Here is a 15,906-nt window from a genome sequence, read left to right on the forward strand (position 1 = left end):
ATGAGAAGTGGAGAGCACGATGTATAACGCTCAAGGAAAAATTTCGCAGGCCGACGTGCTTGCGAAGTACGCGCCGCTCGTCAGACGGCTCGGCTTGCAGCTCGTGGCCAAGATGCCGGCGAGCGTGGACCTCGACGACCTGATCCAGGCCGGCATGATCGGCCTGCTCGACGCGGCCAACCGCTACAAGGAAGATCAGGGCGCGCAGTTCGAGACCTACGCGAGCCAGCGCATTCGCGGCGCGATGCTCGACGAGCTGCGCAGCAACGACTGGCTGCCGCGCAGCCTGCGCCGCACCTCGCGCGAAGTGGAAAGCGCGGTGCACCAGGTGGAGCAGCGGCTCGGGCGCTCGGCGAGCGAAACGGAGATCGCCGAGCATCTGAGCATGCCGCTCGACGAATACCAGAGCATGCTGCAGGACCTGCATGGCAGCCAGCTCATCTATTACGAAGACTTCGACCGCTCCGCCGAGGACGAACCGTTCCTCGACCGCTATTGCGTCGATCACTCGGACCCGCTTTCGGCGCTGCTCGACGACAGCCTGCGCGGCGCGCTCGTCGAAGCGATCGAGCGGCTGCCCGAGCGCGAGAAGCTGCTCATGTCGCTCTACTACGAGCGCGGCATGAACCTGCGCGAAATCGGCGCGGTGATGGAGGTGAGCGAGTCGCGCGTGTGCCAGCTGCACAGCCAGGCGGTGGCGCGCCTGCGCACTCGGCTGCGCGAGATGGCGTGGGCCGGCCAGGAGAATTGAGGCGGTAGACGCCGCGCCTTCGCTGGCGTGGGCTGGGTTGCGGTGAAAGAGCCGGGGTGCGGGAGCGCTCCGGCTTTTTTGTTTGGCGGGCGGCTCGCCAGGGCACTGGACACGCACAACAAAAAAGCCGAAGCGGCAACGCTTCGGCTTTTGTCTTTGGCGAATCCCTGGTGAGCGCCGCTTACAGCCCGAACGCCGGCAGCCGCCCATCGGGACCGTACAACATCGCACCGTTACCCGTTTCGCCGCGCAGGATCGCGAGCGCGCGGCGGTTATGTTCCATGCGCGTGCGGATCATCATGCCGATCGTGAGATTCTTGCGGCGCGCGCGTTCGGTCGAACCCTTGAGCAACTCCCACTGGCTCGCGAGACGCGTGTCGCCGTCGCAGGCCATTTCGATGCCTTTGCGGCCGCCGGGGAGGCCGAGGCCTGCCAGTTGCGCGTCGCGCGCCTTTTCGAGGCCTGCGAGACGCTGCGTGAGCGTCGTCTTCTGCTCGACGATCTGCGGGAGCGCCTCCATGCCGTCGGCCGACACGAGCGCCTTTTCTTCATAGGCGAGCAGCGACGCGAACGCCTCAACCGTGGCGTGTTCGTCGATCAGTGTGGCCAACAGGGCATCTTTCATTGCAAGGCACCAAAAAAGCGAAGTGTGCGCGGCGCTCGTGCGTCGAACGTCAGTTAGCCGACGTCGGCTTAACGAGGTCGCGGGCGGTCTGAATCACGCCGTCGGCGATCTTGCCGGAGTCGATCTGCAGCGTGCCGTTGCGGATCGCGTCCTTGATCGACTGCACGTGTGCCGTGTCGATGTCGGCGGAGCCGCTCGCGGCGAGCGAGCGCATCGTCGACGACAGCGACGAGAGGTTCACGTTCGCGCCCGCAGCGCTCGTGCTGCTTGCCGCGCCGGAGGTGGCCGCGCTGTCGGTGCTGGCGGCGCTTACGCCGCTCGAATCGGCTTGCGAGCGCGCAAGGCCATCCTGCAGCGGGCGCGGATCATTGCGGGTGGAGGAGTCAACTTTCACGATGGGCTTTCCTGATCGATTTGACCTTGATAACGGCATAGGTCGGGCCGAACTTTAGCCGAAAATCCCACCGTTACATGCTGTTACGTGTGCTGGCACACAAAGCCGGAAACCGCCGGATCGGGCCGCCGGTTGGGGCTGAAACCGCCTCGATCCGGCCCTTACCAGATCTTGCTGAGCCTAGATTTGCACCTGCACGGTGCCGGCGTCCTTGACCACGCCCGAGATGATCTGGCCGCCGCTCGTGCGCACGCGCACCTGCTGGCCGGGTTCGGCGTTGTTCAGCGCGCTGCCTTCGGCGGAGATCGTGAAGTTGCTGCCCACGGCGATCACCTTGACGGTTTGTCCGATCACGACCGAAGCCGCGCTGCGCAGCATGTCGGTGCGCAGCGGCAGACCCGCGGCAATACGCGCGAGCGCGACGGCGCCCGTTGCCTGGTTGGGATCGGTGATGATGGTTTGCGGCAGGTTCGCGAGGTCGCCCGCGCGCGGCATGAAGTCCGCGGCCGAGAGGGCCTCGCCCGCGCCGATCTGGCGCGAGGCCACGTAGTAAGTCACGTCCACGGCAATGCGCGCGCTCACATAGAGCGTCCACGGCTTCGCGCCGATGCAGCGCACGCCCACGGTCGTGTGGCCATACGTGCGCGCGCCCGGCGGCATGAACGGCTCGAGCGAGGTGCAGGCCGCGAGGCCGCGCGGGAACACCGGGGCGACCGTAATGTTCACGTGACCCGGCAAGCCCGCCGACTGCTGCTGCAGGAAGGTGAGCGCGACGGCGCGGATCGATTCGCCATCCTGCTGACCGGGCGGTACGGTCTGCACGCTCGTGGCGACGGCGCTGGTATTCGGATTGGGCAGCGCGCCGGCGCTTGCATTGGCAACCGGCTTCGCGCCGGCATCTACGACTACGGCGGCGACACGGTTAGCGGTGCCTGGCAAGCTCACGCGCTGGAGCGTGCCTGCGTTGTTCGGGTTGGCCGGCGGCACGCGCACGGGCTGAGCGCTCGCACCCGGCGAGGGAATCGTGACGATGCGCGGCGCGTTGCCTTGGGGCACGCGTTCGCCGGGACCCGGAATCGTGATCATGCCGTTCGAGTCGACGCCCGCGCGCGCGTCCTCGGGTACGCCGCGCGAATTCAGATCGGCGTAACTGGCCGCGCGCAGCGGCGCGGCGTCACTGGCGGGTGCATTGGTGGCGGCATTCGTGGCGGTATTGCCGGCCGTAGCCGCCGCAGGCTTCTTCGCGTTGCTGGCGAGCAGCGCGTTCATCTGCGCGGCGTCGGCGCCCGCGCGGTCGCCGTTGCCCGCAATAAAGATCTGGCCGCCCGCGCCCTCGGGCTGCGGTGCGGTTTGCGCCGCCGTTTGCGCCGCAGTTTGCGCATGAGCGAGCGCGCCACCCAGGGCGCAGCCAAGCACGCACGTCCAGGACACGCTCCACGACAGCGCGCGCACACGCCGCTTCAGGCCCGCGTCGGGCCTGCGCAAAGAGGCAGTTTGCGGCATCGTCGTTCTCCATCGAATGCATTGACACGCCTCGCATTCTAGGCGGCCGCCCCCGCGCGCTTGCGTCGAATAGAGGGGCGCTTTACCGGCTATTCGTCCGATTGGTTCTTGCCACCCCCGCCTAATATTCCACTCCATGCGCAAAGGCCTTCGGGTCACGCGCCTAACGTTTGCGCCGGTTTCTTCGCCGATGGCGAGCCTGCCGCGCTCACGCCGAATCCTTTTTCGCTTCACGGAGAACGCCCGATGCTGGACAAACTCGATGCCGAATTCGCCTTTGGGCGCGAAGCGCTCGATGTGCGCGCCACGCGGCAGGCATTGATCTCTTCGAACATCGCGAACGCCGACACGCCGGGCTACCAGGCGCGCGACGTGGACTTCTCGGCTTCGCTTGCGGGCGCGCTGCGCCAGCAAGGCGCCGGCGGCACGGCGGGCATGGCGGCCACCTCGGGCGGCAACGTCCAGCCGCTCGCCATGGCGCAGCCCGCGGGCGTGACGAGCGGCATGCAGATGGCGTCCACGGAGTCGGGCCACATGGCCGGCGACGCGAAGCTGATCCCGACCGGCGGCCCGGCCGACACCTACAAGAGCCAGCTCATGTTCCGCACGCCGGTGCAGCCCGCGCTCGACGGCAACACGGTCGATCTCGACACCGAACGCGTGCAGTTCGCCGACAACGCGCTGCACTTCGAGTCGGGCATGACGGTGGTCTCGCAGCAGATCAAGACGATGTTGTCCGCGATCACCTCGGGCTCGAGCTGATCGGCGCGCGAGCGAAGCGGCAATGCGTACGCAACAACGAAGCCATGAACGACCAACGCGCGCGACGCGCACCTGATGTGAGGTCAACGAAACCATGCCATCCCTGATGAACATTTTCAGCGTTGCGGGCTCCGCCATGACGGCGGAATCGCAGCGTCTGAACGTGACGGCGTCCAATCTCGCCAACGCCGACAGCACGACCGGCCCCGACGGCCAGCCGTACAAGGCGAAGCAGGTCGTGTTCGCGGTCAACCCGCTCGGCGGCGCGCGCACGGCCTCGGGCCAGCAGGTGGGCGGCGTCAGGGTGACCGGCGTGGTGGACGACCCCACGCCCATGAAGCAGACCTACGACCCCGACAGCCCTTCCGCCAACGCGGACGGCTACGTGACGATGCCCAACGTCGATCCGGTGCAGGAGATGGTGAACATGATCTCGGCGTCGCGCTCGTACCAGGCCAACGTCGAAACGCTGAACACCGCCAAGCAGTTGATGCTCAAGACGCTCACCATCGGTACGTAAAGCGGGTACCTAAAGCGGGTACTTGAAGCGGCGAACTGAAGCACAGCACGCACGACACAGTAATACAGAGACCAGCGGGCGCGAAACGAAGCCGCGCCCGCCACCACCACACGCCAAGCACGAAGCGCAATCGAGGGAGAACGCGTTGAGTTCCAGCAACACAACCATCGGCGGCAGCACCGCCACCGTGTCGCAGCAACTGCTCGACACCATGAACGGCACGAGCTCGTCGAGTTCGGCGTCGTCGAGCGGCACGAGCGCGAGCGACCTGCAGACCACCTTCCTGCAACTGCTCGTCGCGCAGCTGCAGAACCAGGATCCGACCGATCCGATGGACAGCTCGCAGATGACCTCGCAGCTCGCCCAGATCAACACGGTTTCGGGCATCCAGCAGCTCAACACGTCGCTCTCGTCGCTTTCCACGCAGCTTTCGGCAGGCCAGAACGCACAGGCCGCGCTGCTCATCGGCTCGACCGTGCTCGCGGCCGGCAGCAGCGCCGCGGTGTCGAGCGGCACGGCGCCGCAGCTCGGCGTCACGCTGCCTTCGGCGGTGTCGGACGTCAAGCTCACGATCACGAACTCGGCAGGCCAGGTCGTCAACACGCTCGACCTCGGCGCGCAGTCGGCGGGCACCGTGCCCGTCACCTGGAACGGCAAGGACAGCTCGGGCAACACGGTCGCGGACGGCACCTACACGATCAGCGCCAGCGCGACGACCAACGGCCAGTCCGCCACCGCCACCGCGCTCGTCGCGAGCCAGGTGCAGGGCGTGGTCCAGCAGTCGGACGGCACTGCGAGCCTCTCGCTCGCCAACGGCAAGACGGTCCCGCTTTCGAGCGTGGGCGCCATTCTCTGAACACGACAATCAACGCAAACAGCGCGGAGTAGACAAACATGGGCTACCAGCAAGGATTGAGCGGCCTCGCCGCCTCGTCGAACGACCTCGACGTGATTGGCAACAACATCGCCAACGCGAACACCATTGGCTTCAAGCAGAGCACGGCGCAGTTCGCCGACGTCTACGCGAACACCATCGCGACGTCGGTGGGCAACCAGATCGGCCTCGGCGCCTCGCTGCAGACCGTGCAGCAGGACTTCGCGCAAGGCACGATCAACACGACGGGCCAGGCGCTGAACGTCGCCATCAACGGCAACGGCTTCTTCCAGATGTCGAACAACGGCACGATCACGTATTCGCGTAACGGCGTGTTCCAGCTCGACAAGAACGGCTATATCACCGACGCCTCGGGCAACGACCTGATGGGCTATGCCGCTAATTCGACCGGTGTGATCAATTCGGCGCAGACCGTGGCGCTGAAGGTGCCGACCACCAACATCGCACCCCTGGCGACGTCGAACATCACGGCGCAGTTGAACCTGAACGCGCAGGACACGGTGCCGACGACGACGCCGTTCAGCGCGACCGACTCGACGAGCTACAACTACTCGACGTCGATCACGGGATACGACACGCTGGGCGGCGCGCAGACGGTCAACATGTACTTCGTGAAGGACGCGACGAGCGGCCAGTGGGACGTCTACGCGGGTCAGGCCGGCTCGGTGGAGCGGCTCGGCACGGCGCAGTTCAGCTCGTCCGGCGCGCTCCAGAGCATTACCGCGGATGCGACCAACCCCGTGTCGACCAACGGCACCTCGTCGTTCACCTTCAGCATTACGCCGACGGACGGCTCCACGCAGCCCCAGTCGCTTACGCTCGACCTCTCGGGCACGACGCAGTACGGCTCGGCCGACGGCGTGAACAACCTCGCCCAGGACGGCTACCCGAGCGGCACGCTGTCGAACTTCTCGATCGGCGCGGACGGCACCATCACCGGCAACTACTCGAACGGCCAGACCATGGCGCTTGGCCAGATCGTGCTTGCCAACTTCAACAACCCGAATGGCCTCGTGAACCTGGGCGGCAACCAGTTCCAGCAAACGACGGCGTCGGGCGTGGCGCAGATCTCCACGCCGGGCAGCACGAACCACGGCACGCTCACGGGCGGCGCGCTCGAAGCGTCGAACGTCGACCTGACGAACCAGCTCGTCGACCTGATCACGGCACAGCGCAACTATCAGGCGAACGCGCAGACCATCAAGACGCAGCAGACCGTCGACCAGACGCTGCTGCAGATGTAACGCGCCTAACCACGTACCGGGCACATCATGGACCGACTGATCTATACCGCGATGACGGGCGCGAGCCAGGCGCTCGAGCAGCAGGCCGTCGTCGCGAACAACCTCGCGAACGTCTCGACCACGGGCTTTCGCGCGCAGCTCGCCAACTTTCGCGCCGTGCCGATGTCGTTCGGCGACGGCTCGACGGTGAACGACCAGACCACGCGCACCTTCGTGCTGTCGGCGACGCCTGGCTCGGACATGACGCCCGGTGCGATCTCGCACACCGGCAACCCGCTCGACATCGCCATCCAGGGCCAGGGTTTCATGGCCGTGCAAACCGCGGACGGCAACGAGGCCTACACGCGTGCGGGCAACCTGCACGTCGATGAGAACGGCCAGCTCGTCACCGCCGCCAACCAGCAGGTGATCGGCGGCGGCGGCCCGATCGCGGTGCCGCCGGGCTCGGCGATCACGATCGGCAAGGACGGCACGGTTTCGGCCATCGCGCCGGGCAGCCCCGCCAACGCGATCGCGATGATCGACCAGATCAAGTTCGTCAACCCGCCGGCCGGTGCGCTCACGCGCGGCGACGACGGCCTGTTCCACACGTCGGACGGCAATCCCGCCGACGCGGACCAGACCGTCCAGGTCGCGACCGAGTCGGTCGAGGGCAGCAACGTGAACCCGGTTGCGGCGATGGTCTCGATGATCACCAACGCGCGCCAGTTCCAGATGCAGACCAAGCTGCTCCAGAACGCTGACCAGAACGAGCAGAGCGCGAACCAGCTGCTCAACTTCAGCTAAGCCATTTCAAGTTAAATGAAGGCCGCTTCGCGCCGCACGACGCGCGCGAGGCCGGACCGGGAGAAAGACACCGTGAACCGATCGCTTTACATCGCCGCCACCGGCATGCAGGCCCAGCAGTCGCAGATGGACGTGATCTCGAACAACCTCGCGAACGTGAGCACCAATGGCTTCAAGGGCTCGCGCGCGGTGTTCGAGGACCTCATGTACCAGACGCTGCGCCAGCCGGGTGCGAACTCCACCCAGCAAACCGAACTGCCTTCGGGCAGCCAGGTGGGCACGGGCGTGCAGCAGGTGGCGACCGAGCGTCTCTACACGCAGGGCAACCTGCAGCAGACCGGCAACTCGAAGGACGTGGCGGTCAACGGCGCGGGCTTTTTCCAGGTGCAGATGCCCGACGGCACGACGGCCTATACGCGCGACGGCTCGTTCCAGACCAACTCGCAAGGCCAGCTCGTGACGGCCAGCGGCTACCAGGTGATCCCGGCGATCACGGTGCCAGCCAACGCCACCTCGCTCACCATCGGCAGCGACGGCGTGGTGACGGTCACGACGCCGGGCACGGCCAACAACACGACCATCGGCACGCTTCAGCTCGCCATGTTCATCAACCCGGCCGGTCTCCAGTCGAACGGGCAGAACCTGATGTCGGAAACGGCGTCGTCGGGCGCGCCCACGGTTTCCACGCCGGGCCAGAACGGTTCGGGCACGCTCAACCAGGGCTACGTGGAATCGTCGAACGTGAACGTGGTGCAAGAACTCGTGAACATGATCGAGACGCAGCGCGCCTACGAAATCAACAGCAAGGCGGTCACCACTTCTGACCAGATGCTGCAAACCCTCAGCCAGATGCAGGTCTGAGGCTGAGTCCCTGGTCAATCAAGTCGGTGAAGAATATGTCGCAGTCCGTTCGAAACCATCCTCGCATCCGCGCACGGCGGCCGGGCCATGCCCGAGCGCTCGTGGCGGGTGTGGCGCTCGCGATGCTGGCGGGCTGCGCCTACATTCCCAACCGGCAGCCCATCGTGCAGCAGCCGATGACGGCCGTGCCGCCCCCGCCGCCCACGAACAATTCACCGGGCGCCATCTACAACCCGGGCTACGCGGGTCGGCCGCTGTTCGAGGACCAGCGTCCGCGCAATACCGGCGACATCCTCACGATCGTCATTTCCGAAAACATCAACGCGACCAAGTCATCGGGCGCGAACACCAAGCGCGGCACCAGCACGAGCGTAGCGGGCACCGCGAACTTCCTGCCGGGCTTCTTCAACCGCGCGAACCTGAATACGACGGGCGCGAACCAGTTCGACGCCACGGGCGGCGCGAACGCCTCGAACACGTTCACGGGCGTGATCACCGTGACCGTCACGAACGTGCTGCCCAACGGCAATCTCGTCGTGTCCGGCGAGAAGCAGATGCTCATCAACCAGGGCAATGAATACGTGCGCTTTTCCGGCGTCGTCAATCCGAACACCGTTGCCGGAGACAACTCCGTGCTCTCGACCGACGTCGCCGACGCGAAGATCGAATACTCCGCGAAAGGCGTGATCGACGAAGCAGAGACGATGGGCTGGCTGCAACGCTTCTTCCTGAACATCGCGCCATGGTAAAGATCCGCTTCCATCGTTCGCGCCGCTCGCGCATGAAGGACGTGCTCGCCGCCCTGGGCGTGGCGTTCGGTTTCGTCGTTGCGTGCGGCGCGCTCGTCGCCTATGCGACGCCCGCGCGCGCCGAGCGCGTGAAAGACCTCGCGACCTTCCAGGGCGTGCGCGACAACCCGCTCATCGGCTACGGCCTCGTGGTGGGTCTCGACGGCACCGGCGACCAGACGACCCAGGCGCCGTTCACCACGCAAACGCTCGCGAACATGCTCGCGAACCTCGGCATCTCGATCAACAACACGTCGAGCTCGTCGGGTTCCTCCTCGACGCTCAACAACATGCAGCTGAAGAACGTCGCCGCGGTGATGGTGACGGCCGTGCTGCCGCCGTTCGCGCGGCCGGGCGAGCAAATCGACATCACGGTGTCCTCGCTCGCCAATGCGAAGAGCATTCGCGGCGGCACGCTGCTGCTCACGCCGCTCAAAGGCGCCGACGGCCAAGTCTATGCGCTCGCGCAGGGCAACGTGGCCGTGGGCGGCGCGGGCGCCTCGGCCAACGGCAGCAAGGTGCAGGTGAACCAGCTCGCGGCGGGCCGCATCTCGGGCGGCGCGATCATCGAGCGCTCGGTGATCTCGCCGGTCTCGCAGCAAGGCGGCCTCCTCACGCTGACCGTCAATGACATGGACTACGACACGACGCAGCGCATCGTTTCGGCCGTCAACAACATGTTCGGCCCGGGCACGGCCTCGCCGCTCGACGGCCGCACGATCCAGGTGCGCGGCCCGGCCGATCCGGCGTCGCAGGTGGGTTTCATCGCGCAGATCCAGGACCTCAACGTGACCCCGGCCACGCCGGCTGCGAAGGTGATCCTGAACGCGCGCACCGGCTCGATCGTCATGAACCAGATGGTCACGCTCGAGAGCTGCGCGGTCGCGCACGGCAATCTCTCGGTCGTCGTGAACACGCAAACGGCGGTGAGCCAGCCCGGCGCGTTCTCCAATGGCCAGACGGTGGCGACACGCCAGTCGCAGATCCAGTTGAAGCAGGACAACGGATCGCTCAAGCTCGTCACGGCGGGCGCAAATCTCGCCGAAGTCGTGAAGGCGCTCAACGCGCTCGGCGCGACGCCGGCGGACCTGATGTCGATCCTGCAGGCGATGAAGGCAGCAGGCGCACTGCGCGCCGACCTCGAGATCATCTAAGGGGTGTAACTTGGATAATACGAACAACATCGGCGGCGGCAGCCTCGACCTCACCAACCGCTTTGCACTCGACGTGCAGGGCTTCGACTCGATGCGCGCCGCGGCGAACGCTTCGCCCCAGCAGGGCGCGAAGATGGCCGCGAAGCAGTTCGACGCGGTCTTCACGCAGATGATGCTCAAGAGCATGCGCGACGCGACGCCCGACGACAGCCCGCTCGAATCGAACGACAGCAAGCAGTTCACCTCGATGCTCGACCAGCAGCTCGCGCAGCAGATGTCGAACAAGGGCATTGGCGTGGCGAATGCGATGCTCAAGCAACTCATGCGCAGCATGGGCGGCGCAGGCGGCGCCGATGGCGCAGGCGGGGCAGGCGGCGCGGGCGGCATGGCGGGCGCGATCTCCGGGCTTTCGGGCAAGGACGCGAACGAGGGCAACCTCGCGATGCTCAATGCGCTCGGCCGCGCCTACGGCAACGCGGCGGCCAACGGCGCGCTCGCCAACGGTTCGGGCTACAGCGGCAACAGTGCGCTCACGCCGCCCGTCAAGGGCAACGGCGACGCCTCGGTGGACGCGTTCGTCGACAAGCTCGCCAACGCCGCGCAGCAGGCCAGCTCGACCACGGGCATTCCTGCGCGCTTCATTCTCGGCCAGGCCGCGCTCGAATCGGGCTGGGGCAAGCGCGAGATCAAGAACGCCGACGGCTCGACGAGCCACAACGTCTTCGGCATCAAGGCGAGCAAGGACTGGACCGGCAAGACCGTCTCGACGGTCACGACCGAGTACGTGAACGGCCAGCCGCATCGCGTGGTGGAGAAGTTCCGCGCCTACGACTCGTACGAAGAGGCGATGACCGACTACGCGTCGCTGCTCAAGAGCAATCCGCGCTACGCGTCGGTGATCAACGGCTCGAAGAGCGCTGAGGGCTTCGCGCACGGCATGCAGCGCGCGGGTTACGCCACCGACCCGCACTACGCGAAAAAGCTGCTGACCATCATGCAGCGGATGGCCTGACGGCCGGCTAGACGGCGGGCAACGCCGCTGGCGTCGCGGTTCGCGTCACATGGGCCGCCGCAAACGTTGCCTCGGCGCAGTTGCCGGAAGAAGCTGCACACGCGTGTTTCATGCAGGGATAAAGCCCACTTTTTTTAGGCCGAATCCCTAAATTTTTCGTAATGCCTGCCGCTAATGCAGGCGAGATGGAAAAGCAATCGGGCAGTCAGACCGCCCGAACGGCGCGCGCGGAAAGGGTCCGCAGGCGCGCTGGCACGTTCACGAATTTCCGGCAGGCCCATGAATACCGTTCAGTCGAATCCACAGGAAGCAGGCGGGGACGCGGAAGGCGCTCACGATTTTGGGCGCCGCAACCCGCTCGAGATCGGCGTCCAGCTACGCAATCTCGTCAATCGCGGCGACTTCCTGACGCTCCAGTATCGCGGCGGACAGCTCGTCACGCGCATTCTGGCCGTCAACGGACGCGAGCGCACTTTCGTGTTCGACTGGGGCGCGCTGCCCGAGCAGAACACGGGCGTGCTCGCCGCGCCCGAGTCCCACTTCCACGCTTCGCCCGACGGCGTGCGCGTGGAGTTCAAGACGGCCACGCCGCGGCGCACCGAGTTCGAAGGGCGCCCCGCGTTCGAAGCCGACTTCCCCGAAGTGCTGTTCTACGTGCAGCGGCGCGAGTATTTCCGCGTCGACACGCCCGTGCTCGAGCCGTGCATCTGCCGCGGCGAACTGCCGAGCGGCGGCCCGCGCTTCGCCTACGAGGTGCATGACCTCTCGCTTGGCGGCCTCGGGCTGCGCACGACCGACGCGCGTGTGGCGGATCTCTCCATGGGCCTCGTGCTGCCCGACGTCGAGCTCGACTTGCGCGCGCACGGCAAGCTGCGCGTAGATCTCGGGCTCGTCGTGCTGCGCTTCATCGACCTGCCCAACGGCGATCGCCGCTATCACATGGGCTTTCGCTTCGACGCGCTGCCCGGCTCCGCCGAGAACACGCTGCAGCGCTATATCACGCAGCTCGAGATGAAGCGCCGCGCGCTCGCTCGCGCCTGATCCGTACCGCCTCACCCGCACGATCCGCATCATCCGACCGGCGCAATGCAGATTGCGCCGGTTCGCTGCGCCACGGGACAGGCGCGCATGTGCACACGCACGCGCGCTAACGTTTTCGGGCTCATCAGGCGCTCAATTTTTGAAGGGCGCTGCCGTTATACCGTGAGTACATCACGCGGTTTGCCAGGGGGGCGGGCCGTTTTCGAGGATCACGCATGTCCAACATTTTCTCGATCGGTCTGAGCGGCCTGCAGGCAGCGCAGATTGGCATCTCGACCACCGGCGAGAACATCAGCAACTCGACGACCGCGGGCTACACCGTCGAGACGCCGGTGTACCAGGAATCGGCGGGTCAGTACACGTCGAGCGGCTATATCGGCAGCGGCGTCACGACCGCGACCGTGCAGCGCGCCTACAGCCAGTACCTCACGACGGCGCTCAACAACGCGCAGTCGACCAGCAGCGCGTACTCGGCGTCGTACACCCTCGCCACGCAGCTTTCGAATCTCGTGGGCAGCCCGACCTCGGGTATCGCGACCGCGATCACGAACTTCTTCACGGGCCTGCAGAACGTTTCGAATTCGCCTTCGGACACCGCGGCGCGCCAGACCGTGCTTTCCGACGCGCAAACGCTCGCTACCCAGATCAACGCCGCGAGCTCGCAGTACGACTCCATGCGCCAGAGCGTGAACACGCAGCTCACGAGCGCCGTATCGCAAATCAACACCTACACGCAGCAGATCGCGAACCTCAACGCGCAGATCACGTCCGCGAGCGCAGGCGGCCAGCAGCCGAACCAGCTGCTCGATCAGCGCGATCAAGCCGTCGCGAATCTTTCGCAGCTGGTCGGCGTGCAGGTCGTTCAGAGCAACGGCAGCTACAGCGTGTTCCTTGGCAACGGCCAGCCGCTCGTGGTGAGCAGCAATAGCTACAACCTCACGACGCAGCCTTCGAGCACGAATCCGCAGGAACTCACGGTGGCGTGGCAGGGCCTGAACGGCGCGAGCGCCGCCTCGCAAGGCACGCCGCAGGTGCTCACCTCGGCCGCGCTGCAAGGCGGCACCGTGGGCGGCCTGGTGTCGTTCGTCTCGACCACACTCGATCCGGCGGAGTCGCAGCTCGGCGCGATCGTCACGAGCTTCGCCGCGCAGGTGAACTCGCAGAACGCACTCGGCCTCACGCTCTCGGGCGGCGCGGGCGGCAATCTGTTCACGGTGGGCAACCCGCTCGTCACGGCCAGCTCGACGAACCCCGACACGCAGACCACGGTCAGCGCGACGCTCACGAACAGCACGTCGCCGCTCACCGACAACTACCAGCTGAGCTACGACGGCACGAACTGGAACCTCACCGACACGGCGACGAACACGCTGGTCGATAGCCAGCCGAACGGCACGGCGCCGATCACGATCGGCGGCTTCTCGATCACGCCTTCGGGCACGGTGAGCGCAGGCGACTCGTTCATGATCCAGCCGACGGCCGGCGCGCTCGCGAGTTTCTCCGTCGCCACCAGCGACCCCGCGTCGATCGCGGCGGCGACGCCGGTGGTCGTTTCGGCGGCCACGACGAATGCCGGCACGGCCAACGTCACGCAAGGCGCGGTGGGCACGGGCTATTCGACGACGAATCTGCCGGTCACGCTCTCGTACGATTCGACCACGGGCACGCTGACGGGCCTGCCAGACGGCACGACCGTGTCGATTACGGCAGGCGGCACGACGAGTTCCGTGACGATCGACAGCACCGCGACGCCGCCCGTGACCGGCGTGCCGTACGACCCGACCACGGGCGCGACGTACACCATCACGAATCTGACCGATTCGACCGGCGCCAACGGCACCGCCACCAACATCAGCTTCACGATGACGGGCACGCCCTCGAACAGCGACTCGTTCACGGTGGCGGGCAACGCGAGCGGCACGCAGGACGGCCGCAACGCGCTCGCGATCGCGAACCTCACGTCGAGCACGGCGTTCAGCGGATCGACCACGCTGACCACGGCGTACGCGAACTACGTCAACACGATCGGCAACGCCGCTAGCCAGCTGCAGGCGTCGAACACGTCGCAGCAGTCGCTCGTGACGCAGCTCACGTCGCAGCAGCAGTCGGTGCAGGGCGTGAACCTCGACGAGGAAGCCGCAAACCTGCTGCAGTACCAACAGCTCTATCAGGCCAACAGCAAGGTGATCCAGACGGCGGCGTCGCTGTTCCAGACCCTGATCGGCATTTTCCAGTGAGGCGCTAATCCATGCGTATCGCGACTTCCCAGATTTTCGCCTCCAGCGTGTCGACGATGGAGAACCAGCAGTCCCAGCTCCTCCAGGTGCAGCAGCAGATTTCGACTGGCGTGGCCATTTCGAACCCGGCCGACAATCCGCTCGGCGCGGCGCAGGCCGTGACGCTTTCCGCCACGAGCGCGACGCTCACGCAGTACTCGGCGAACCAGACGACGGCGCTGACCGCGCTGCAGCTCGAGGACACGACGCTCACGAGCGTGACGAACACGATGCAGAGCATCCATTCGCTCATCATCGAGGCCCAGAACGGCTCGCTCACCGACCAGGCGCGCCAGGCGATCGCCCAGCAGATGCAAGGCGACCGCGACCAGCTGCTCACGCTCGCCAACACCACGGACGGCGCGGGCAACTACATCTTCTCCGGCTTCCAGAGCACCTCGCAGGTGTTCTCGAACAAGTCGGGCGGCGGCGTGACCTACAACGGCGACGCGGGCCAGCGTGTGATGCAGGTGGCCGGCACGCGCAACATCGCCGTGGGCGACACGGGCACGACGGTGTTCCAGAGCGTGCAAGCCGTGGGTTCGGCCAATATTGCCTCGGGCAGTTCGTCGAACACGGGTACGGGCGTGATCAGCGGCGTGACGGTGACGGATCCGACGCAGGCAACCAACAACGACAACTACTCCATCGCGTTCGCCACCGACCCGACGACCGGCGCGCTCACCTACACGGTGACCGACAACAGCGCGAGCCCGGCGACGACGACGGCGGCGGCCAACTACACGGAAGGCAGCGCCGTTTCGCTCGGCTCGGGCATGAGCGTGACGTTCTCGGGTACGCCCGCCGCGGGCGACTCGTTCTCGGTCACGCCCGCCACGTCGTCGCAGAACACGGACGTGTTCGCGAGCATCGACAGCATCATCGCCGCGCTGAACACGCCCACGAGCGGCTCCCAGGCTGCGGTCGCGAACCTCAACAACGCGCTGAACACCGGCCTCTCGCAGATCGGCAACTCGCTCTCGAACGTGATCACGGTGCAAGCTTCGGTGGGCGGCCGCGAGCAGGAAGTGAAGGCGCTGCAAACGGTCACGTCGACCAACTCGCTGCAGATCACCTCGAACCTCTCCGACCTCACGAGCACCGACACGGTGGCCGCGATCAGCCAGTTCGAGCAGCTCTCGAACGCGCTCACGGCTTCGCAGAAGAGCTTTGCCGCCACGCAGAATCTCTCACTGTTCCAGTACATCAATCCTTGAACGCGCGGCATTGAGCGGTCGAAAAAAAAGCGGACTTCGGTCCGCTTTTTTATTGCCTTGCCCGCGTTAGCGAATCG

Annotated in this window: 16 protein-coding genes; 13 read left to right on the top strand and 3 right to left on the bottom strand. The window is 66.1% G+C overall.

Annotated features, from left to right (window positions below; all coding sequences use genetic code 11):
* The first annotated feature begins 19 nt into the window (after positions 1 to 19).
* Entirely contained in the window at positions 20 to 751 is a 732-nt protein-coding gene (locus tag U5A52_RS28490; RefSeq protein ID WP_158759173.1) for an RNA polymerase sigma factor FliA, read from the top strand.
* Positions 752 to 932: 181 nt separating this feature from the next.
* Here U5A52_RS28490 and U5A52_RS28495 read toward each other — a convergent pair whose 3' ends face one another.
* The 3 genes from U5A52_RS28495 to flgA all read right to left on the bottom strand — a co-directional run bounded on the left by U5A52_RS28495 (position 933) and on the right by flgA (position 3,273).
* On the bottom strand, positions 933 to 1,376 hold the full coding sequence (locus U5A52_RS28495) for a flagellar protein FlgN (protein ID WP_321915347.1): 444 nt from the start codon (positions 1,374 to 1,376) through the stop codon (positions 933 to 935).
* A 49-nt stretch (positions 1,377 to 1,425) separates the two neighbouring features.
* A complete protein-coding gene (flgM, locus tag U5A52_RS28500; protein WP_321915346.1) occupies positions 1,426 to 1,770 on the bottom strand; it encodes a flagellar biosynthesis anti-sigma factor FlgM in 345 nt (114 codons plus the stop codon).
* A 180-nt stretch (positions 1,771 to 1,950) separates the two neighbouring features.
* Positions 1,951 to 3,273 (bottom strand): flagellar basal body P-ring formation chaperone FlgA, encoded by a 1,323-nt coding sequence (gene flgA / locus U5A52_RS28505; protein WP_321937063.1) that lies wholly within the window; start codon positions 3,271 to 3,273, stop codon positions 1,951 to 1,953.
* Positions 3,274 to 3,519: 246 nt separating this feature from the next.
* On the opposite strand from flgA, the gene U5A52_RS28510 reads away from it, so the two are divergent.
* The 12 genes from U5A52_RS28510 (at position 3,520) to flgL (ending at position 15,829) form a co-directional block, all read left to right on the top strand.
* Entirely contained in the window at positions 3,520 to 4,035 is a 516-nt protein-coding gene (locus tag U5A52_RS28510) for a flagellar basal body protein (protein WP_321915344.1), read from the top strand.
* 94 nt (positions 4,036 to 4,129) lie between these two features.
* A complete protein-coding gene (gene flgC / locus U5A52_RS28515; protein WP_321915343.1) occupies positions 4,130 to 4,555 on the top strand; it encodes a flagellar basal body rod protein FlgC in 426 nt (141 codons plus the stop codon).
* A 211-nt stretch (positions 4,556 to 4,766) separates the two neighbouring features.
* The gene (locus U5A52_RS28520; protein WP_321937127.1) at positions 4,767 to 5,411 is read left to right on the top strand and encodes a flagellar hook assembly protein FlgD; all 645 of its coding nucleotides are present in this window, start codon (positions 4,767 to 4,769) and stop codon (positions 5,409 to 5,411) included.
* A gap of 38 nt (positions 5,412 to 5,449) precedes the next feature.
* Positions 5,450 to 6,694 (top strand): flagellar hook protein FlgE, encoded by a 1,245-nt coding sequence (gene flgE, locus U5A52_RS28525; RefSeq protein WP_321937065.1) that lies wholly within the window; start codon positions 5,450 to 5,452, stop codon positions 6,692 to 6,694.
* 27 nt (positions 6,695 to 6,721) lie between these two features.
* Positions 6,722 to 7,480, top strand: coding sequence for a flagellar basal-body rod protein FlgF (gene flgF / locus U5A52_RS28530; RefSeq protein WP_158758879.1), 759 nt, complete (start codon positions 6,722 to 6,724; stop codon positions 7,478 to 7,480).
* A gap of 72 nt (positions 7,481 to 7,552) precedes the next feature.
* On the top strand, positions 7,553 to 8,341 hold the full coding sequence (gene flgG, locus U5A52_RS28535) for a flagellar basal-body rod protein FlgG (RefSeq protein WP_321915340.1): 789 nt from the start codon (positions 7,553 to 7,555) through the stop codon (positions 8,339 to 8,341).
* A 35-nt stretch (positions 8,342 to 8,376) separates the two neighbouring features.
* A complete protein-coding gene (locus U5A52_RS28540; protein WP_321915339.1) occupies positions 8,377 to 9,090 on the top strand; it encodes a flagellar basal body L-ring protein FlgH in 714 nt (237 codons plus the stop codon).
* Between the two features lie 32 nt (positions 9,091 to 9,122).
* Positions 9,123 to 10,283: a flagellar basal body P-ring protein FlgI gene (locus U5A52_RS28545; protein WP_321937128.1), complete on the top strand. Its 1,161-nt coding sequence runs from the start codon at positions 9,123 to 9,125 to the stop codon at positions 10,281 to 10,283.
* A gap of 10 nt (positions 10,284 to 10,293) precedes the next feature.
* Positions 10,294 to 11,295 carry a flagellar assembly peptidoglycan hydrolase FlgJ gene (flgJ, locus tag U5A52_RS28550; protein WP_321937068.1) on the top strand — a complete coding sequence of 334 codons (1,002 nt, stop codon included), beginning with the start codon at positions 10,294 to 10,296 and terminating at the stop codon, positions 11,293 to 11,295.
* A gap of 279 nt (positions 11,296 to 11,574) precedes the next feature.
* Positions 11,575 to 12,336, top strand: coding sequence for a flagellar brake protein (locus tag U5A52_RS28555; RefSeq protein ID WP_321915337.1), 762 nt, complete (start codon positions 11,575 to 11,577; stop codon positions 12,334 to 12,336).
* 215 nt (positions 12,337 to 12,551) lie between these two features.
* Complete coding sequence (gene flgK, locus U5A52_RS28560) at positions 12,552 to 14,573, top strand: flagellar hook-associated protein FlgK (protein WP_321915336.1); 2,022 nt, start codon at positions 12,552 to 12,554, stop codon at positions 14,571 to 14,573.
* An 11-nt stretch (positions 14,574 to 14,584) separates the two neighbouring features.
* A complete protein-coding gene (gene flgL / locus U5A52_RS28565; RefSeq protein ID WP_321915335.1) occupies positions 14,585 to 15,829 on the top strand; it encodes a flagellar hook-associated protein FlgL in 1,245 nt (414 codons plus the stop codon).
* Positions 15,830 to 15,906 lie beyond the last annotated feature (77 nt).

Source organism: Paraburkholderia sp. J8-2 (assembly GCF_905220195.1).
In the GTDB taxonomy this organism is placed as follows: Bacteria; Pseudomonadota; Gammaproteobacteria; order Burkholderiales; family Burkholderiaceae; genus Paraburkholderia.

What these genes read in the sequence shown, in the direction of transcription:
- flgL (WP_321915335.1), top strand. Translation starts at nt 14,585, where the DNA reads ATGCGTATCGCGACTTCCCAGATTTTCGCCTCCAGCGTGTCGACGATG.
- flgA (WP_321937063.1), bottom strand. Translation starts at nt 3,273, where the DNA reads ATGCCGCAAACTGCCTCTTTGCGCAGGCCCGACGCGGGCCTGAAGCGG.
- flgF (WP_158758879.1), top strand. Translation starts at nt 6,722, where the DNA reads ATGGACCGACTGATCTATACCGCGATGACGGGCGCGAGCCAGGCGCTC.
- flgC (WP_321915343.1), top strand. Translation starts at nt 4,130, where the DNA reads ATGCCATCCCTGATGAACATTTTCAGCGTTGCGGGCTCCGCCATGACG.
- U5A52_RS28490 (WP_158759173.1), top strand. Translation starts at nt 20, where the DNA reads ATGTATAACGCTCAAGGAAAAATTTCGCAGGCCGACGTGCTTGCGAAG.
- U5A52_RS28520 (WP_321937127.1), top strand. Translation starts at nt 4,767, where the DNA reads ATGAACGGCACGAGCTCGTCGAGTTCGGCGTCGTCGAGCGGCACGAGC.
- flgE (WP_321937065.1), top strand. Translation starts at nt 5,450, where the DNA reads ATGGGCTACCAGCAAGGATTGAGCGGCCTCGCCGCCTCGTCGAACGAC.
- flgK (WP_321915336.1), top strand. Translation starts at nt 12,552, where the DNA reads ATGTCCAACATTTTCTCGATCGGTCTGAGCGGCCTGCAGGCAGCGCAG.
- U5A52_RS28545 (WP_321937128.1), top strand. Translation starts at nt 9,123, where the DNA reads ATGAAGGACGTGCTCGCCGCCCTGGGCGTGGCGTTCGGTTTCGTCGTT.
- U5A52_RS28495 (WP_321915347.1), bottom strand. Translation starts at nt 1,376, where the DNA reads ATGAAAGATGCCCTGTTGGCCACACTGATCGACGAACACGCCACGGTT.
- U5A52_RS28540 (WP_321915339.1), top strand. Translation starts at nt 8,377, where the DNA reads ATGTCGCAGTCCGTTCGAAACCATCCTCGCATCCGCGCACGGCGGCCG.
- U5A52_RS28510 (WP_321915344.1), top strand. Translation starts at nt 3,520, where the DNA reads ATGCTGGACAAACTCGATGCCGAATTCGCCTTTGGGCGCGAAGCGCTC.
- U5A52_RS28555 (WP_321915337.1), top strand. Translation starts at nt 11,575, where the DNA reads ATGAATACCGTTCAGTCGAATCCACAGGAAGCAGGCGGGGACGCGGAA.